The following is an 18,468-nucleotide window of genomic DNA, read 5'->3' as shown; positions in this document are numbered from 1 at the left end:
CATGGTCGCGCCCAAGAAGGCCTCGGGGGTAAAGGCGCTGTTCCGGACCACGGCGGTCCGGCTCTCGGCGCTCTACCTGCTCCTCTTCGCCGCCTGCGCCGCCTTTCTCGTCTTCTACGTGACGTCGATGTCGCTCGGCCTCTTGCGCGACCAGATCCGCGAGACGGTGGCGCAGGAAGCGACCGAGATCCAGCAGGTCTATGACCGCGGCGGCATGAACGGGCTGCTGCGGGCGCTGGAGCGCCGCGCCCGCCAGCCGGGCGCCAATCTCTACATTATCGCGAGCCCCTCCGGCGAGATCCTGGCCGGCAACGTGCTGTCGCTGCAGCCGGGCGTGCTCGACCAGGAGGGCTGGACCACGGCGCCGTTCCGATACGAGCGCTACGGCGACGAGGGCAAGTCGGAGCGCCATGCGGCGCTGGCCGAGGTCTTCCTGCTTCCCAACAGCCTCAAGATCCTCGTCGGCCGCGACCTCGGCGAGCCGGAGAGCTTCCGCGGGCTGGTGCGCCAGTCGCTGGTCGTCGCGCTCGGCATCATGGGCATCGGCGCGCTGGCGATCTGGTACCTGATCGGCCGTAACGCCCTGCGCCGCATGGACCGCATGTCGGATGCGAGCCAGCGCATCATGGACGGCGACCTGACGCAACGCCTGCCGGTGGGCGGCTCCGGCGACGAGTTCGACCGGCTGTCGGAATCGCTGAACGCCATGCTGGGCCGCATCGAAAAGCTCAACGAGGGCCTGCGCCAGGTCTCCGACAACATCGCCCACGACCTGAAGACGCCGTTGACCCGGCTGCGCAACAAGGCGGAAGCAGCCCTTGCCGGCAAGACCGAACCGGCGGAATTCCGCGAATCCCTGTCGGAGATCATCGCCGAGAGCGACCAGTTGATCCGCACCTTCAATGCGCTGCTGATGATCTCCCGCGTCGAGGCGGGCTCGGCGGTCGCCGAGATGGGGCCGGTCGACCTGACCCAGATCGTTGCCGACTGCGTCGAGCTCTACGAGCCGGCGGCCGAGGATGCCGGGCTTTCGGTGAAGGCCGAGATCGCGCCCGGCGTGCAGGTCACCGGCAACCGGGAACTGATCGGCCAGGCGCTCGGCAACCTGCTCGACAATGCGATCAAATATGCGGAAGGGACGGACGAGGGGCGCATCGTCGTGCGGCTTGCGCGGGAGGGCGAGGCGGCACTGGTGTCGGTGGCCGACAACGGGCCCGGCATCCCGGCCGAGCACCGCGCCGACGCGCTCAAGCGCTTCGTCCGCCTCGACAAGAGCCGCAGCAAGCCCGGCACCGGTCTTGGCCTGTCGCTGGTCGAGGCGGTGATGGAGGTGCATCACGGCACGCTCGGGCTCGACGCCACCATCGGCGAGAACGGGATGGAGCACGGGCTGACGGCGACGATGCGCTTTCCCGCGGGCGCGGCCGGTAGCACCAGCCTGCACTGAACCGGTCCTCACCGCATTTTGCACCGGCATTGCACTGGCATCGGTTTTCCAGACGCGATCGGCCTGCTAGAGCAGGATCGGCATCGACCACGGCTTGTCGTCGGAACGGATGCGCGTCGGGGAGGCGATGACGATGAGCGAGACGGTGCGACTGAGCGAGATGGAGGCCTGCCCGATCCGGCCGCTGAGCCAGACGGAGGTGAAGTCCGTTCTCTCCGACCTGAAGGACATCGCCCGCGCGCAGCCGGACGTCGCAACCCTCCTTGCTACCGAGGGCGCGCTGAAGGACTTCGTCATAGCCGCCCTGTCCCTGTCACCCTATCTTCGCGACACCGCGCGCGTATCGCCGGACCTGCTGGCAGCTGCGATCGGCTCGCCGCTCGTGCCGCAGCTTCGCTATGTCATCGCAGACGCGCGGCGCGCCTGGGATCCTGCCGTCCACGAGGACGCCTCCGAGGCGGCGGTGATGGCACGGCTGCGCCAGGCCAAGCGCAAGCTGTCATTCCTGACCGCGCTCGCTGACCTCGCCAGGCTGATCGACGGCCGCCGGACCACCGCCTTCCTCAGCGACTTCGCCGAAGCCGCCGTCCAGGCGGCGATCGACCATCTGCTCCTTGCCGGGCAGTCGGCCGGCAAGCTGGCCCTCAAGGATGCTGCCCGGCCGGGGGAGGGCTCGGGCCTGATCGTGCTCGGCATGGGCAAGCTGGGCGCGGGCGAGCTCAACTATTCGTCCGACATCGACCTCGTCGTCTTCTTCGATCCGCAGGCCGAAATCGCGCTCGACGGGAGCGAGGCGACGGAGACCTTCGCCCGGCTGGTGCGCCGGCTGATCCGGATCATGCAGGAGCGGACCGCCGACGGCTACGTCTTCCGCACTGACCTGCGGCTCAGGCCCGATCCGGGGGCGACGCCGCTTGCGATCACCGTCGACTCGGCGCTGCTCTACTATGAGAGCCGCGGCCAGAACTGGGAGCGCGCCGCCTTCATCAAGGCCAAGGCGATTGCCGGCGACGTGCCGGCCGGCGACCGCTTCCTGCGCGAACTCGTCCCCTTCGTCTTCCGCAAATACCTCGACTATGCGGCGATCGCCGACATTCATTCGATCAAGCGCCAGATCCACGTGCACAAGGGGCATGGCGAGATCGCGGTGAAGGGGCACAACATCAAGCTCGGCCGCGGCGGCATCCGCGAGATCGAGTTCTTCGTGCAGACCCAGCAACTGATCGCCGGCGGCCGGATGCCCGCCTTGCGGCTGCGCGCCACCGAGCCGATGCTGCACGAACTCGTCCGTGCCGGCTGGATCGACGAGACGACTTGCGACGAACTGACGGAGGCCTACTGGTTCCTGCGCGACATCGAACACCGGATCCAGATGGTGCGCGACGAGCAGACGCACCTCTTGCCGGAGACGGAGCCGGAACTGAGGCGGATCGCCTTCATGATGGGCTTTGCCGATACGGCCGGGTTTTCCGCAGCACTGGTCGAGGTGCTGAAGACGGTGGAGCGGCGCTACGGCGCGCTGTTCGAACAGGAGGCGAAGCTCTCGACGGAGGGCGGCAATCTCGTCTTCACCGGCCAGCGCGACGATCCGGACACGCTGGAGACGCTGCGCACGCTCGGCTTCCGGCGGCCGGAGACGATCTCGCAGACGATCCGCACCTGGCATTACGGCCGCTACCGCGCCACCCAATCGGTGGAGGCGCGCGAGCGGCTGACGGAACTGACGCCGGAACTGCTGAAGGTGTTCGGCGAGAGCAAGCGCGCCGACGAGGCGCTGCTGCGCTTCGACCAGTTCATCTCCGGCCTGCCGGCAGGCATCCAGCTGTTCTCGCTGCTCGGCAACAATCCGCGGCTGCTGTCGCTGATCGTCAACATCATGTCGTCCGCACCGCGACTGGCGGAGATCATCGCCGGCCGGCCGCACGTCTTCGACGGCATGCTCGATCCGCGGCTCCTCGCCGAGCTTCCCACCCGCGCCTATCTGGCCGAGCGGATCGAGGGCTTCGTCGGCGGCGCGCGTCACTACGAGGAGGTGCTGGACCGGCTGCGCATCATCGCCGCCGAGCAGCGCTTCCTGATCGGCATCCGGCTGCTGACGGGCGCGATCGGCGGCGCCCAGGCCGCCCGCGCCTTCACCCATGTCGCCGACCTGATCATCGAGGCGGCGCTCGACGCGGTGAAGCGCGAGATAGAGGCGGCGCACGGAACGTTTCCGGGCGGGCGCGTGGCGGTCCTCGGCATGGGCAAGCTCGGCAGCTTCGAGCTGACGGCCGGTTCGGACGTCGACCTGATCCTGCTCTACGACTATGACGGCGCGCCCTCGGTGGAATCGGGCGGTCCCCGGCCGCTCGACGCGACGCGCTACTTCGCCCGCATGACGCAGCGGCTGATCGCGGCGCTGTCCGCACCGACCGCCGAAGGGGTGCTCTACGAGGTCGACATGCGCCTTCGCCCCTCCGGCAACAAGGGGCCGGTCGCCACCCGCATCACCTCGTTTGCGAAGTACCAGCAGGAGGAGGCCTGGACGTGGGAGCACATGGCGCTCACCCGCGCCCGCGTCGTCTGCGGCGATGACAACCTTGCCGCCGAGACCCGTTCCACCATCGCCGGCGTGCTCGGTCGGAGCTGCGACGTCGCCACGATCGCGAAGGATGTCGCGGAGATGCGGGCACTGATCGACAAGGAGAAGCCGCCGCGCGACATCTGGGACCTGAAGCTCATTCCCGGCGGCCTGATCGACATCGAGTTCATCGCCCAGTTCCTGGCGCTGGTGGCGCCGGCGCGGGGCGTGGCATTGCCGGAGCAGGCGCTGCCGACCGCCGAAGCGCTTTCGGTCGTCGCACGCGGGCAGATGGACGAGAACGACCTCGACACGGTCCAGCAGGCGCTGCGGGTCTATTCCGAGATCTCCCAGATCGTGCGGCTGTGCATCGACGGGCCGTTCGACCCGAAGGAGGCGCCGGCAGGACTGGTCGACCTTGTCTGCCGGGCGGGCGACTGCCCGGATTTGAAGACGCTGGAGGCGGAACTGCGCCGGCTTTCCAAGGCCGTGCGGCGCATCTTTCAGGCCATCGTCGCGAACTGATCCTCGAGACGGCAAGGCGCCGGCGGTCTGATCGCTCTCCCGCGCCTCAGCCCGCCTGGCGGCAGGGGAGCACGACGTCGTCGGCGGCCGGGATGCGGACGGAGATGACGGTGCCCTTGCCCTCCTGGGAGCAGATCCGCATGCTGCCGCCGTGCAGCCGGGTCAGGGAGCGGGAGATGGCAAGGCCGAGGCCCGAGCCGCCCTTGCTCTTGGCATACTGGCTCTGCACCTGCTCGAACGGCTGGCCGATCTTGGCTAGCGCCGCCCTGGGGATGCCGATGCCGCTGTCGGCGATCGTCAGCGTCACCGCGCCGCCCCGCTTCTTCGCCCGCACGTGCACCTGGCCACCGCTGTTGGTGAACTTCATGGCGTTCGACAGCAGGTTCAGCAGGATTTGCTTCATCGCGCGGCGGTCGGCGATCAGCGACAGTCCCGACGACACCTGCTGGTCGACGCGGATGTCCTTCTGCTTCGCCGAGATCGCCGTCAGCCGCAATGTCTCCTCGATCAGCGGCGCGAGATCGATCGCGTCGCAGCTGATGCGCATGTGCCCGGCCTCGATCTTGGACATGTCGAGGATGTCGGTGATGACGTTCAGGAGGTGCTGGCCGCTCTCGTGGATGTCGCGGGCGTATTCGTCGTACTTGTCCGAGCCGAGCGGGCCGAACATCTGGTTCTGCAGGATCTCCGAGAAGCCGAGGATGGCGTTCAGCGGCGTGCGCAGCTCGTGCGACATGTTGGCGAGGAATTCCGACTTGGCGCGGTTGGCGGCCTCGGCGCGCTCCTTCTCCGCCTGGTAGTTGGCATTGGCGATGGAAAGCTCGGCCTTCTGCTTCTCCAGCGTCGCGCGCGAGGCCGACAGGTCGCCGATCGTCGCCACGAGCCGGCGTTCGGAGTCGCGCAGGCGGGCCTGGTGGCGCTTGATCATCGTGATGTCCGTGCCGACCGAGACGAGGCCGCCGTCGCGCGTGCGCCGCTCGTTGACCTGCAGCCAGCGCTCGTCGGCGAGCTGCACTTCCGTCGTCTGCGATCCGGTGTTGCCGCCGCTGTCGGCGATGCGCCGGGCGATCACCGGCCGGGCGGCCGCGGCCAGCACCACCAGCCGCTCGGTGCCCGGCACGAGCACTTCGTCCGGCAGCCCGTAGGCCTGCTGGTAGTGGGCGTTGCACATGACGAGGCGATCGTCCTTGTCCCAGAGGACGAAGATCTCCGAGGTGCATTCGATCGCGACCGCCAGCCTCTGGTCGGCCTCGTGGTAGCGCTGCGCCAGTCTGTGCTGCTCGGTCACGTCCATGGCGATGCCGATCATGTGCGTGCGGCCGGAGCCCATGCGGATCAGCTGGGCGCGGGCGCGCAGCCAGACATAGTGGCCCTCGGCATGGCGCATGCGGAACACCTGGTCGACCTGGCGGGCCTCGCCCTTGGCGATGGCGCGGGCGACCTGGTAGATGCCGTCGTCGTCGGGATGCATCAGCCGGGCGGCATCGCCGAAGGAGAGATAGTCCTCGCGCGGGGTCATGCCGAGCATCTCATACATCGAGCGCGACCAGAACAGGCGCCGGCCGGAAAGGTCGAAATCCCACAAGCCGCAGCGCCCGCGCGCCAGCGCAGTCTCCACCCGCAGGTTGGATTCGGCGAAGATCGCATCGGCGTCGCGCGATCGCTTCGCCTGCAGGAAATAGGCGTAGAGGATGATGCCGAGGATGGCGGAAATGCCGGCAAACAGCGTGACGTTCAGCGACAGTTCGCTGCGCCACATGTCGTCGACCGCGCCGATCGGGCTCGCCACCAGCGCATAGGCGCCGTCCGCAGGCCCGCTGACGATCGAGACGTAGTGCTCGAGGTCGCCGATCCGGGCGCGGATGATGCCGGCGGGATCGCCGAAATAGTGCGACGCGGCCACGTCCGGCGCGATCCGCGCCACCGACATGCCGACGAAGGACGCCCCGGAGAGCGATGCGGCGAACACCCGGCCGCCCTTCTGCACGAACAGCACGAGCGCGCCTTCGGGAAGCCGGTCCTGCGGCAGGAATTCCGACAGCGCCCGCTCCATCCCGGCGCGCTGGCCCTCGGCCATCAGGCGGCCGTCGTCGGCGGCGACGAGCATGGATATGGCCGCCGCCATCAGCGTGGTGCCGTCGCGCATGCCCGTATCCATGCGCTGGTGCTCGAGCATAAGCCCGGTCAGGCGCGAGATGCCGACGACGAGGAGGAAGGCGATGATCAGGATCGGGATCGAACGCTTCAGGACGGGCTCTGCGCGCGACGAGCGGAACGAGGCCGGCCCGGCAAAGATCCTGGCATGCCCTGCCAGGTCCTGGTTCCAGGGTGCCACACCCGGAAATTTGAGACGAATCCGCCCCTCGGCTGCGCGTCCCCGCTGCGCGTCCGCCATATTCAATATCCTGTTTCTTCTGGTGATTCGAAAACGCCGCCGTCCGAATCTAAGCTAATGAATCATTCGCGATTCGCCTTGTCCAGAGGAAAAGGTAACGACTTCTTAACCAGTTCTCATCGGTGGGAAGTTGTAGTCCGGCGACGCGCCGCCGCCGGAGGGGGAAAAGGCTGCGTTCTCAGCCGTTCAGCATCCGCTCGACGATGTCGGAGACGTCGGCCGAGAGTTTGTCCGCCGCAGCGATGCGCCGCAATGCGTTGAGCGCATGCTCGGCGCGAACCTCCTCGAGCGCGCGCCAGGAGCGCATCGAGGTGAGGATGCGCGCCGCGAGCTGCGGGTTCTTCGGATCGATCTCGAGGATCCGCGAGGCGAGGAAGCGATAGCCCTCGCCGTCGGGGCGGTTGAACCCGGTGGGGTTGGAGAAGGCGAAGGTGCCGACCAGCGCACGCACCCGGTTCGGGTTGTTGCCGTTGTAGAGCGGGCTCTCCATCAGGCGCTCGACGCGGGCAAGCGCGCCGCGGCCCGGAATCGTCGCCTGGACCGCGAACCACTTGTCGATCACCAGCGGGTTTTCGGCAAAGCGGGCGCGGAAGCGCTCGAGGGCCGCCTCGGTCTCCTGCGCCTCGGGGAAGCGGTGGGCGAGCACGGTCAGAGCGGCACTCAGGTCGGTCATGTTGTCGGCGGCGGCGAAGGCCTTTGCGGCGCGATCCGGTGTGCCCTCGGCGAGGGCGAGGTAGCCGAGCGCGGCATTGCGCAGCGTCCGCTTGCCGGCGCTGGCGGCGTCGGGGGTGAAGCTGCCCTCGGTGCGGTTGCGGTCGAACAGCGCTGCAAACAGCGCCGCACCCTTGTGGGCGACGACCGAAAGCACGGCCTCGCGGCCGGCGCGGATCGCGTCCGGATCGTTGTCGCTGCCATGCTCGCGGGCGACGTCCGCCTCGCTCGGCAGCGCCAGGATCTGGGCACGGAAGGCCGGCTCCAGCGTCTCGTCGCCGGCAACCGCGATCAGCGTCTCGGCCAGCAGCGGATCGACAGTGATCTCGCCGCCCTCGCGGGCCTTGCGCGCGGCCTCGACGAGGTTCGGCAGCGCGATGTCGCCGAACGCCTGCCAGCGGGCGAACAGGTCGGCGTCGTGGCGGGCGATGTGGGCGAGATCGGCCGGCGCCTGCTCGAAATGCACGTTGACCGGCGCGGAGAAGCCGCGGTTGAGCGTGACGACAGGACGGCCGGTGATGCCAGAGAACGTGACGGACTGGTTGCGCTGGGTGAGGTGCAGCACGTCGCCGGTGACCTCGGCGCCCTCGATCGCCGTCGGCTTCGCCTCGGTTCCGTCGGGAAGAAGCAGGCCGAAGCGCAGCGGAACGTGCATCGGCTCCTTGGTGGATTGTCCCGGCGTCGGCGGCACCAGTTGCTCGAAGGAGAGGGTGAACGCGCCCTTGGCCTGATCGAAGGTGCTGGAGACGGAGACGAGCGGCGTGCCGGCCTGGTGGTACCAGAGCGAGAACTGCGTCAGGTCGCGCCCGCTCGCATCCTCGAAGCACTTGACGAAATCCTCGATCGTCGCCGCGTCGCCGTCGTGGCGTTCGAAATAGAGGTCCATGCCGGCCTTGAAGAGCTGCGGCCCGAGGATGGTCGCGATCATCCGCGTCACCTCGGAGCCCTTCTCGTAGACGGTCGTGGTGTAGAAGTTGTTGATCTCGCGGTACTTGGTCGGGCGCACCGGATGGGCGAGGGGGCCCGCATCCTCCGGGAACTGCTCCGATTTCAGGTGGCGCACCTCGGCGATGCGCTTGACCGCGCGCGAGCGCTGGTCGGCGGAGAATTCGTGGTCGCGATAGACGGTCAGGCCTTCCTTCAGGCACAGCTGGAACCAGTCGCGGCAGGTGATGCGATTGCCCGTCCAGTTATGGAAATACTCGTGGGCGATGATCGCCTCGATATTGGCGTAGTCGGCGTCGGTCGCAGTCTCCGGGTCGGCCAGCACGTACTTGTCGTTGAAGACGTTCAGCCCCTTGTTCTCCATCGCGCCCATGTTGAAGTCGGAGACGGCGACGATCATGAAGATGTCGAGGTCGTATTCGCGGCCGAAGACCTCCTCGTCCCACTTCATCGAGCGCTTGAGCGCATCCATGGCGTAGGCGACGCGCGCCTCCTTGCCGTGCTCGACATAGATCTTCAGCGCCACCTCGCGGCCGGACAGGGTGATGAACGTGTCCTCGACGACGCCGAGGTCGCCGGCGACGAGCGCAAAGAGATAGCTGGGCTTCGGATGCGGATCAAACCAGGCGGCGAAGGCGCGGCCTTCGTCATAGCCGCCGCCGCCGAGGAAGTTGCCGTTCGACAGCAGGACCGGGTTTGTGGCCTTGTCGGCGATGATGGTGATTGTATAGGGCGCCAGCACGTCCGGGCGGTCGGGGAAATAGGTGATGCGGCGGAAGCCTTCCGCCTCGCACTGGGTGCAGTAGACGCCGTTGGTGCGGTAGAGGCCCATCAGCTGGGTGTTGGCCTCCGGGTTGATGAATGTGGTGATCGTGATCTCGAACGGCGTCTCCGCGGGCAGGTCGCGGATCGTCAGGCTCTCGGGGGTGGCGTCGTACTGGCTGGCGGGGACTTCGTTCTGGTCGAACAGCAGGCCGGACAGCGAAAGCTCGTCGCCGTCGAGCACGAGCGGGGCGGCCGGGTCGGCGCCCTCCCGGCGGTGGAAGATCAGGCGGGCGTCGACCTTGGTGTTGGTCGGGTCGAGTTCGAAGGTCAGGTCGACGCGTTCGAGAACGAAATCGGTCGGGCGGTAGTCTGCCAGATGGATGATCCGGCCGTTCTCAGTGCGCATGTTCGGTCCTGCTCGTGTCCTTCGCCTCGTGTCGTTCTAGAGGAACCAGCCAAGGGGGGAAAGGACGATTGGTCTTCGGCTGGTCCCTTCATATGCGTCCGGGCTTAACATCTCATTGCCGGATGCCCCGCCCGCATGCCTTTATGCAATTGACGGCTGTCATCGATGAAGGGAGTGTGCCGAAGGTTGCCGCCGCTGGCAAGCGGCGAGCGCGGCGGCGGGTGCGCGGGCCGGATCGATCGGCCCGGTGGCGCGCGGCGGCGGCGGGCCTACTTCTGCGCTGCGAGCATCGCGCGGATCTCGGCGTCGTTCTCGGTCTGCTGGACGACCACGCCGGTCCAGCCGAGCCCGTCATAGTCCTCGTAGCCGATCGTCCTTGCGAAGGCGACGATGGTGCCGTCGGGGGCATAGTAGCTGCCGCGCATGGCGCCGTTCGGGTTGCTGAGGCCGAAGCTGGTGAAGACCATCGCGGGGCGGTTCGAGGCGATGACGCGGTTGTCGCCGTCGAGCAGCATCACATGGGTCCGTTCGGCCACGTGCGGCGGCAGGCTGGCCTCCTTCTCGACGATCGACTGGCCCTGCTGCTGCCAGTCGAAGTAGACGCCGAGCGTGCCGAGCAGCCGGCCGTCCGGAAGGCCGCCCTCGCGGATGCCCGTGGCGTAGACGATCGCATGCCGCCCGTTGTGCAGGTTGCTGGGCTGGACCCGCTCGACCGCGTAGTCGTCGCCGCTCGCCGTTGCCGCAGCCGCTCGGAACCAGTCCTTGTCGGCAAGGTTCATGCCCCGCACGGAACTGGCATAGGCGGGATTGGCCGACGCCACCACGCGCCCCTCGGCGTCGGTCATCACGAGGTCGAGGTAGACGGTATAGTATTTGGCGATCACCGCCAGGCGGGCGGCCGCGGCGTCGAAGGCGCTGCGCCCGGGCGCCTGCAGGGCCTGCCACAGGGCGGGATCGGTGGCCCACCAGCGCACGTCCGCCGTGCGCTCGAACAGGTTGCGCACGATCAGCTGCACCAGCGTCTGCGCCAGGTCGACGAGCCGGACGCCCTCCATCTGGTCGACGAGCGATTCCGAGACCGAGCGGCCAAGCGCGATGCGGCCGAGCACGTTGCGCTCGAACTGGTGGGCGATCGTGCTGGAGATGTCGGCCAGCCGCTGGACCTCCGAGGCGACGACGGCAAATCCCTTTCCGGCATCGCCGGCGCGCGCCGCCTCGATGCTGGCGTTGATCGCCAGCATCTTGATCTGGCGGGCGATCGAGCTGTTCTCCTCGCTGAAATGCTCGAGTTCGGTGCCGATTCCCTCCGCGATGGCGCGCATCGTCCGGGGCGTGGCTGAAAGCTGTGATTGTACCTGTGCAGTCGCGGGTCTGGCGGACATGACAATCTCGTGAAGTGGCCGGCGGCGCAGGGGTGCCGGTGCGGTGAAATCGATCAAATATTTCTCGATTATGATTAATGCTCAATATTTGAGAAAGGGTTTATAAATCGTATGATAAAACCATTGCGTGCAAATATTCGCTCGCCCATCAATACCTTTTCGGGCACATCACTAAATTTGATCCCCAATCCCCGCGCTGTCGTATAGGATCGGCGAAATCCTTTCCCCCGCCTATGGACGCCGATGCGCTGCGGCCCTGCAGGGCCGCGAACAAGAGACTGTCAGACGCATGGAATTCGCCGAGCAGCAGCCGATGAAGGCGATCTTTCTCAAGGTCTCCTCCGTCGTGATCTTCGTTTGCATGTCCACGCTGATCAAGGCGGCCGGGGAGGGCATCGCCACCGGCCAGATCACCTTCTATCGCTCGGCCTTCGCCATGGTGCCGATCATGGCCTGGCTCGCCGTGCGCGGCGAACTCGTGGCCTCCTTCCGCACGGAAAACGTGCTCGGCCATCTCGGTCGCGGCTTCGTCGGCATCCTGGCGATGAGCTTCGGCTTCTACGGCCTTCTCCACCTGCCGCTGCCCGAGGCGATCGCGATCGGCTATGCGATGCCGCTGATCGCGGTCATGATTGCCGCCCTGTTCCTGAAGGAGACGGTGGGCATCTATCGCTGGTCGGCGGTGCTGGTCGGGCTTGTCGGCGTCGCCGTCATCACCTGGCCGCGGCTGACGCTCCTGGAGCAGGGCGGCGTCGGCACCGCCGAAGCGCTCGGCGCCCTCGCCGTGCTCACCTCGGCCACGCTCGGCGCCATCGCGATGGTGCTGGTGCGCCGGCTGGTGCAGACGGAGAGGACGTCGACGATCGTGCTCTACTTCTCGCTGTCGGCCTCGATCTTCTCGCTCGCGACCCTGCCGTTCGGCTGGGTGGACCTCTCCGGCCGGGCGCTTTTCCTGCTGGCGCTGGCGGGCTTCTGCGGCGGTGTCGCCCAGCTTCTGCTGACGGCGAGCTATCGCTATGCGGACGTCTCCACCATCGCCCCGTTCGAATATACTTCGATCCTGCTCGGCATGGGCTTCGGCTACCTCCTGTTCGACGACGTGCCGACGCTGACCATGCTGGTCGGCACGCTGATCGTCGTCGGCGCCGGCATCTTCATCATCATCCGCGAGCACCGGCTCGGCCTGCGCAGGAAGGCGGCGCGCCGGCACCTGACCCCGCAGGGCTGAGCGACGGCGCGTGCCTGTCCCGCGCCTCGATCCGTTCAGGGGCTCAGGGCTTCGTCCACTGCGGCGTGGTCGTGTCGGCGATGAGTTCGTCCGTTGCCTCGTCGGTGACGGCATCGGCCTGCAGGGCGGCCGCCGCTTCGGCTGCGAGCGGCTGCACCGGCATCGCCTGGTAGTCGGTCTTGCCCACCATGCCGGTCTGGGCGTCGCGCCGCATGATGCGCCAGGCGGCATAGCCGCCGTAGAGGGCGAAATAGAGCGTGAAGACGGCAAACAGCGAGGTCGGGCCGAAGCGGTCCATCACCGGGCCGGCCACCAGCGGGCCGGAGATCGTGCCGACCCCGTAGGTGATCATCATCCCCGAGGAGATCTCGACATATTCGTCCGGCTGGGCGAGGTCGTTCGCATGCGCGACGTTCAGCGCGTAGATCGGGAAGAGGACCGAGCCGACGAGACCGGCGACGAGATAGAGCAGGACCGGCGAACTGCCCTGGACGGCGATCATGGCGAGACTTGCGGCCACGCCGATGCCGCCGCAGACCACCATGACGAGCCGCCGGTCCATCCGGTCCGAAGCCCGTCCGATCGGGATCTGCGCCAGCGTGCTGCCGACGAGGAGGGCCGAGAGCAGCGTGGCGCCCTGCGTCGTCGTCAGGCCGATGCGCTGGGTGAAGACGCCGCCGAGATTGAGCCAGGCGCCGGACAGGGCGCCCGCGAGGAAGGCGCCGACGACGGCGACGGGCGAGCGGCGATAGAGCTTCGGCACGTCGAACCGGGCCTGGGTCGGCGGCGCGGGCAGCGGCGAGGAGGTCAGCGCCGTCGGCAGCAGCGAGACCGAGAAGATGATGGCGCAGAGGATGAACAGCGTCGTGCTCATCGGATCGCCGAGCGGCACCAGATATTGCCCCGCGACGCTGCCGATCATCGTCGTCATGACGTAGAGCGAGAACACGCCGGCGCGGTTGTCGTTGGTCACCCGCTCGTTCAGCCAGCTCTCGATGATCAGGTAGCTGCCGGCGATCGCGAAGCCGGAAATGGTGCGGAACAGGATCCAGGCGCGCCAGTCGACCATCACCGAGCAGAGCAGGATCGCGATCGAAAGCAGCGTCACCAGCGCCACGAACACGCGCACATGGCCGACGGCGAGGATGAATTTCGGGGTGACGATGCACGACGAGGTGAAGCCGAGCGTATAGCCCGTCGCGATCCAGGTGATCGTCTGCGTCGACCAGCCTTCGGCCACCGCCCGCACCGGGATGACATAGCTCTGCAGGCCGAACGCCACCATCATCAGGAGCGTGGAGAGCAGCAGGCTCACAAAGGGGACGAGACTCGCCAGCATGACAGGATTCCGGAGATGCCGCGCACGGCCGAAATGGCGCGCGGGACGTCAAGGACTGTGCCTCTAACGAAGTCCGCTTGCGGTGTCCATTGCGACAGCGATTGGCGCAAAGAACGGAGCGGTATAAAGGAGGGAGTGGCGCGGCTGCGGGCCGCGACGGGGCAACGGCCCTGCGGGCGAACGCCCGCCAGGCCGCTCAGTTCGGCAGGAACGCCTTCAACTGGTCGCTCCGCTGCGCGGCGCCGCGGGGAAGGGAGGCCAGCACGTTGTACTCGCGCGCGGCGTTGACCGCCGCGCGGATGTCGTGCAGGTCGGAAATCAGCTTGCGGAAACGGTGCATTCGGTTTCTTCCCGGTCTTGGAACGGCACTTCGGTCCTGCAGGGGCCGGATGAATGCAAGCGCACTATCAGCGCTGCACGAACTCGGCGTAGATGTTTGCAGGGCGGTTGATGCGAGCATAGCCGGAAGCGGTCATCTGCTCGTTGGCCAAAGTGCGCAGGCCACCGAAGCCATCAGCCGGACGGTAGGCGGCATGGCGCAGCGTCTCGAAGCTCGAATGGATGGGGCGAAGGCGGGCGGTCATGATCGAATATCCTTAATCTGTCCTCCCGTGGCTAATATTGCAGCGCAGCATCAGACTTACAATGCGACATTACGCCCCGCTGATATGCGCAGATCGCATGGCTCTCGTAATATTCTGTTCATGAAGAAGGCAGCGATTTCGGCAGCAAGCGCAACGGTCGCGTTCGCCTGTAACGGCGAATATCGATTAACCTATTGAAATCGATGATTGAAAGATCAGTCGATTCGCTCGGCTGCAGCCGCCAGCCCTGCGCGAAACGCAAGCAGGTCCTGCCAGGCGAGGCGCTTGCTGACCGGTGCGGCGACGAGATCCTGCGGGTGCAGCGTCGCCAGTGCGGCAATTTTTCGCCCGCCGATCTCCACCTGCCGCCATTCCCCGCGCATCTGATGGATGGTTTGCGTGCCGCCGAAGAAGAACCGGGCGGCGAAATTGCCGAGAATGAGCAGGTGATTCGGTGCCGCCAGCGCGATCTGGCGTTCGATGAAGGGGCGGCAGATGTCGCTTTCCGGCGCCGAGGGCACGCGATTGCCCGGCGGGCGCCAGGGAATGACGTTGGACAGCAGCACGTCGGTGCGGACAAGGCCGATGCCGGCGAGCATGCGGTCCAGCATCGCGCCCTGACGGCCGGAGAAGGGGAGCCCTTCGCGGTCGTCGTCCGCATTGGGCATCGGCCCTATCACCATGATCGGGGGCTGCGGGTTGCCTTGCGCAAAGACCAGCCCGCGAGCGCTGTTCTTCAGGTTGCAGCCGCCGAAGCGCTCCATCGCCGCCCTGAGTTCGTCGAGCGTCGCAGCTCCGGCTGCCGCAGCGGAGGCCTCGGCCACCGCCTGCCCGTCGGGCATGGCAACGGCGGGGGCCGCGATCTCCCGCGGCGCGGCGCGTGCGGCGTTGCGCGTGCCGGCGCTGCCGGAAGGCGCCTGTCGTCCCTCCGTGTTCCGGGCGGCCGCGTCGCCGCCGCCCTGGTCCTGTCGTTGTCCCTGCCGGGCGGCATGGGCAGCCCGCATCGCCTCGAATTCGGCAATGCGGTCGACGGGCCAGTCCTCGAGCAGCCACTCGACACCGGCGTCGGCGTGGAACGCGAGCAGGGCGGCCAGTTCGGCGGCTTGGAGGTCGGCGGCGGAGATCATGCCCTAGCCATACAGGAACGCCCGCACCTGCCGCAAGGCCGCGGCAGGGTCGGGCGCGCCCTTCGCTCAGGTCGATCGCGCAGCGCCGCCGTCGCAGCGCACGAGCGAGCCGGTCACGTAGCTGGCTGGCTCGCTGCAGAGGAAGGCGGCGGTGGCGGCAAATTCCTCCACCCGGCCGTAGCGGCGGGCGGGGATCTCCGCCTCGGAGGCGGCCTGCACCGCCTCGATCGACCGGCCGCTGCGCCTGGCTGCGGCCGCGTCGAGGCTTTCCAGCCGGTCGGTGCGGATGCTTCCGGGCAAGAGCATGTTGGCGGTGATGCCGTATTGCGCAACTTCGCTGGCAAGCGTCTTCGACCAGCCGGCAAGGGCCGGGCGCAGGGTGTTCGACAGCGCCAGCCCGGGGATCGGCTCGATCACGCCGGAGGAGGCGACCGTCAGGATGCGGCCCCAGCGCTGCGCCTTCATCTGCGGCAGGAGACGGTTGGTGAGCGCAATCAGGCGCAGCACCATCGCGTTGAAATGGTTTGCAAGCGTCTCCGGCGTCATGTCCTCGGTCGATCCCGGCGTCGGGCCGCCGGAGTTGTTCACCAGGATGTCGATCCCGCCCAGTTTCTCGGCGACCGCCGCCTCGAGCTTTTCGACCACGTCCGCCTCGAACAGGTCGGCGAGTACGAACGAGGCGCGCCCGCCACCTTCGGCGTTGATGGCGGCGCAGTTTGCCGCAAGGTCTTCGGCGTTGCGTCCGCACAGCAGCACGTCCGCGCCTTCGCGCGCCAGTGCTGCGGCAATGCCCCGGCCGAGCCCCCGCGACGAGGCGAGCACCAGCGCCCTCTTACCCTTGATGCCGAGATCCATCTGTCTTCTCCTGCTGGAATTGTTCTTCGGGAGCCGTGCCGATTGGTGCCGCGTCCATGGTTCGTCCACGCGGGCAGTCGTCGGCCGGCCAGTCGGCATATGGCTATAGTACGCCCGTCACGGCTTGCCAAACCGTCCGCCATGTCTTCGGCCGGCAGGGGAGCGCCGATCCTGTCAAGAATGGTTCCGCAATCGTCAAGAATGCTCGCGCCGTTGGCCATAGGCTGCGACATGCCCATCGGACGCAGGCGCCCGCCGGGCAGGGGAGGAACGGTATCGCGGCCACATTCTCTATTGACGTATACGTTAACGTAAACAAATGTCCGCTCTCGAGCATGACGTCATGCGCAAATGCGGACATTTCCTGTCGTCCCTTGGCTCGACAGAGACTTGCGCATTTGCCATGAGGGCCGCAATAACAGTCAGCCGTCAAGGGGATGGCAGCGGAGGCAGGAACGGATGAGCGAAGCGATGGAACTTCCCGAACGCGAGAGCATGGAGTTCGACGTGGTGATCGTCGGCGCGGGGCCGGCGGGTCTTTCGGCGGCGATCCGGCTGAAGCAGGTCGACCCCGAGCTTTCCGTCGTCGTGCTCGAGAAGGGGGCCGAGGTCGGCGCCCACATCCTCTCCGGCGCCGTCGTCGATCCCATCGGCATCGACCGCCTGCTGCCCGACTGGCGCGAGGACGACAGCCATCCCTTCAGGACCGAGGTGACCGACGATCACTTCCTCGTCCTCGGCCCGGCCGGTTCGGTGCGCCTGCCGAACTTCGCCATGCCGCCGCTGATGAACAACCACGGCAACTATATCGTCTCGCTCGGCAACGTCTGTCGGTGGCTGGCGACCAAGGCGGAGGAGCTCGGCGTCGAGATCTATCCGGGCTTTGCCGCGACCGAGGTGCTCTACAACGACGAGGGTGCGGTGATCGGCGTCGCTACCGGCGACATGGGCATCGAACGCTCCGGCGAGCCGGGACCGAACTACACCCGCGGCATGGCGCTTCTGGGCAAGTACACGCTCATTGGCGAAGGCGTGCGCGGCTCGCTCGCCAAGCAGCTGATTGCGAAGTTCGACCTCTCGAAGGGCCGCGAGCCGCAGAAGTTCGGCATCGGCCTCAAGGAGCTCTGGGAGGTGAAGCCGGAGAACCACAGGCGCGGACTCGTGCAGCATTCCTTCGGCTGGCCGCTCGGCATGAAGACCGGCGGCGGCTCGTTCCTCTATCACCTGGAGGACAATCTGGTGGCCGTCGGCTTCGTCGTCCACCTGAACTACAAGAACCCCTGGCTCTATCCCTTCGAGGAGTTCCAGCGCTTCAAGACCCATCCGGCCATCCGCGGCACCTTCGAGGGCGGCAAGCGGCTTTCCTACGGTGCGCGCGCGATCACCGAAGGCGGCTACCAGTCGGTGCCGAAGCTGTCCTTCCCCGGCGGTGCCCTGATCGGCTGCTCGGCCGGCTTCGTCAACGTGCCGCGCATCAAGGGCAGCCACAATGCGGTGCTGTCGGGCATCCTCGCCGCCGAGAAGCTGGCGGACGCGATCGCAAGCGGCCGCGCCCATGACGAGCCGATCGAGATCGAGCGCGGCTGGCGCGACAGCGCCATCGGTTCGGACCTGAAGAAGGTCAGGAACGTCAAGCCGCTGTGGTCGAAGTTCGGCACGGCGATCGGCGTGGCGCTCGGCGGGCTCGACATGTGGACGAACACGCTGTTCGGCGCCTCCTTCTTCGGAACGCTGAAGCACGGCAAGACCGATGCGCAGAGCCTCGAGCCGGCCGAGAAGCACCAGAAGATCGACTACCCGAAGCCCGACGGCGTGCTCACCTTTGACCGGCTCTCCTCGGTGTTCCTGTCGAACACCAACCACGAGGAAGACCAGCCGGTCCACCTGCAGGTGAAGGATCCGGAACTGCAGAAGACCTCGGAACTCGACGTCTATGCCGGCCCCTCCACCCGCTACTGTCCCGCCGGCGTCTATGAATGGGTGCAGAAGGATGGCAAGGACGTCTTCGTCATCAACGCCCAGAACTGCGTCCACTGCAAGACCTGCGACATCAAGGACCCCAACCAGAACATCAACTGGGTGCCCCCGCAGGGCGGCGAGGGGCCGGTCTATCCGAATATGTGAGGGGCGGGGGCCACGGTCACTCGGACGGCCCCCAACTGCCATCGGGGTTCCATCTTTTTCGCGGCGCTGCCTTCG

General features: G+C 67.1%; 12 protein-coding genes. 4 read left to right on the top strand and 8 right to left on the bottom strand.

Features of this window, described 5'->3' with window-relative positions; genetic code table 11:
- Position 1 precedes the first annotated feature (1 nt).
- Together OCK02_RS20470 and OCK02_RS20465 are read left to right on the top strand one after the other, a co-directional pair.
- On the top strand, positions 2-1,447 hold the full coding sequence (locus OCK02_RS20470) for a sensor histidine kinase (RefSeq protein ID WP_263814619.1): 1,446 nt from the start codon (positions 2-4) through the stop codon (positions 1,445-1,447).
- Between the two features lie 133 nt (positions 1,448-1,580).
- Positions 1,581-4,532 carry a bifunctional [glutamine synthetase] adenylyltransferase/[glutamine synthetase]-adenylyl-L-tyrosine phosphorylase gene (locus OCK02_RS20465; RefSeq protein ID WP_263814618.1) on the top strand — a complete coding sequence of 984 codons (2,952 nt, stop codon included), beginning with the start codon at positions 1,581-1,583 and terminating at the stop codon, positions 4,530-4,532.
- Positions 4,533-4,578: 46 nt separating this feature from the next.
- Here the strand turns inward: OCK02_RS20465 and OCK02_RS20460 are convergent, their stop codons facing one another.
- The 3 genes from OCK02_RS20460 to OCK02_RS20450 form a co-directional block, all read right to left on the bottom strand.
- Positions 4,579-6,927, bottom strand: coding sequence for a PAS domain-containing sensor histidine kinase (locus OCK02_RS20460; RefSeq protein WP_412178869.1), 2,349 nt, complete (start codon positions 6,925-6,927; stop codon positions 4,579-4,581).
- Positions 6,928-7,105: 178 nt separating this feature from the next.
- Complete coding sequence (gene pepN, locus OCK02_RS20455) at positions 7,106-9,754, bottom strand: aminopeptidase N (protein WP_263814617.1); 2,649 nt, start codon at positions 9,752-9,754, stop codon at positions 7,106-7,108.
- A 269-nt stretch (positions 9,755-10,023) separates the two neighbouring features.
- On the bottom strand, positions 10,024-11,136 hold the full coding sequence (locus OCK02_RS20450) for a methyl-accepting chemotaxis protein (RefSeq protein ID WP_263814616.1): 1,113 nt from the start codon (positions 11,134-11,136) through the stop codon (positions 10,024-10,026).
- 289 nt (positions 11,137-11,425) lie between these two features.
- Between OCK02_RS20450 and OCK02_RS20445 the strand changes: the two genes are divergently transcribed.
- Complete coding sequence (locus OCK02_RS20445) at positions 11,426-12,364, top strand: DMT family transporter (RefSeq protein ID WP_263814615.1); 939 nt, start codon at positions 11,426-11,428, stop codon at positions 12,362-12,364.
- Positions 12,365-12,407: 43 nt separating this feature from the next.
- On the opposite strand, the gene OCK02_RS20440 is transcribed toward OCK02_RS20445, so the two are convergent.
- The 5 genes from OCK02_RS20440 to OCK02_RS20420 form a co-directional block, all read right to left on the bottom strand.
- Complete coding sequence (locus OCK02_RS20440) at positions 12,408-13,703, bottom strand: MFS transporter (protein WP_230803269.1); 1,296 nt, start codon at positions 13,701-13,703, stop codon at positions 12,408-12,410.
- Positions 13,704-13,899: 196 nt separating this feature from the next.
- On the bottom strand, positions 13,900-14,043 hold the full coding sequence (locus OCK02_RS20435) for a hypothetical protein (protein WP_230803270.1): 144 nt from the start codon (positions 14,041-14,043) through the stop codon (positions 13,900-13,902).
- Between the two features lie 67 nt (positions 14,044-14,110).
- Positions 14,111-14,287 carry a hypothetical protein gene (locus tag OCK02_RS20430; RefSeq protein ID WP_230803271.1) on the bottom strand — a complete coding sequence of 59 codons (177 nt, stop codon included), beginning with the start codon at positions 14,285-14,287 and terminating at the stop codon, positions 14,111-14,113.
- A 215-nt stretch (positions 14,288-14,502) separates the two neighbouring features.
- A complete protein-coding gene (locus OCK02_RS20425) occupies positions 14,503-15,414 on the bottom strand; it encodes a uracil-DNA glycosylase (RefSeq protein ID WP_263814614.1) in 912 nt (303 codons plus the stop codon).
- A gap of 66 nt (positions 15,415-15,480) precedes the next feature.
- Positions 15,481-16,269 (bottom strand): SDR family oxidoreductase, encoded by a 789-nt coding sequence (locus OCK02_RS20420; RefSeq protein ID WP_263814613.1) that lies wholly within the window; start codon positions 16,267-16,269, stop codon positions 15,481-15,483.
- Between the two features lie 459 nt (positions 16,270-16,728).
- Between OCK02_RS20420 and OCK02_RS20415 the strand changes: the two genes are divergently transcribed.
- Positions 16,729-18,393, top strand: a complete 1,665-nt coding sequence (locus OCK02_RS20415; protein WP_263814612.1) for an electron transfer flavoprotein-ubiquinone oxidoreductase — start codon at positions 16,729-16,731, stop codon at positions 18,391-18,393.
- Positions 18,394-18,468 lie beyond the last annotated feature (75 nt).

This window comes from Rhizobium sp. TRM96647, assembly GCF_025780115.1.
Lineage (GTDB): Bacteria > Pseudomonadota > Alphaproteobacteria > Rhizobiales > Rhizobiaceae > Mycoplana.
This window is presented reverse-complemented; position numbering and strand designations above follow the sequence as displayed.

Coding starts and splice junctions, on each gene's coding strand:
- OCK02_RS20440 (WP_230803269.1), bottom strand. CDS start 13,703: ATGCTGGCGAGTCTCGTCCCCTTTGTGAGCCTGCTGCTCTCCACGCTC.
- OCK02_RS20445 (WP_263814615.1), top strand. CDS start 11,426: ATGGAATTCGCCGAGCAGCAGCCGATGAAGGCGATCTTTCTCAAGGTC.
- pepN (WP_263814617.1), bottom strand. CDS start 9,754: ATGCGCACTGAGAACGGCCGGATCATCCATCTGGCAGACTACCGCCCG.
- OCK02_RS20470 (WP_263814619.1), top strand. CDS start 2: ATGGTCGCGCCCAAGAAGGCCTCGGGGGTAAAGGCGCTGTTCCGGACC.
- OCK02_RS20450 (WP_263814616.1), bottom strand. CDS start 11,136: ATGTCCGCCAGACCCGCGACTGCACAGGTACAATCACAGCTTTCAGCC.
- OCK02_RS20465 (WP_263814618.1), top strand. CDS start 1,581: ATGAGCGAGACGGTGCGACTGAGCGAGATGGAGGCCTGCCCGATCCGG.
- OCK02_RS20460 (WP_412178869.1), bottom strand. CDS start 6,927: ATGGCGGACGCGCAGCGGGGACGCGCAGCCGAGGGGCGGATTCGTCTC.
- OCK02_RS20435 (WP_230803270.1), bottom strand. CDS start 14,043: ATGCACCGTTTCCGCAAGCTGATTTCCGACCTGCACGACATCCGCGCG.
- OCK02_RS20420 (WP_263814613.1), bottom strand. CDS start 16,269: ATGGATCTCGGCATCAAGGGTAAGAGGGCGCTGGTGCTCGCCTCGTCG.
- OCK02_RS20425 (WP_263814614.1), bottom strand. CDS start 15,414: ATGATCTCCGCCGCCGACCTCCAAGCCGCCGAACTGGCCGCCCTGCTC.
- OCK02_RS20415 (WP_263814612.1), top strand. CDS start 16,729: ATGAGCGAAGCGATGGAACTTCCCGAACGCGAGAGCATGGAGTTCGAC.
- OCK02_RS20430 (WP_230803271.1), bottom strand. CDS start 14,287: ATGACCGCCCGCCTTCGCCCCATCCATTCGAGCTTCGAGACGCTGCGC.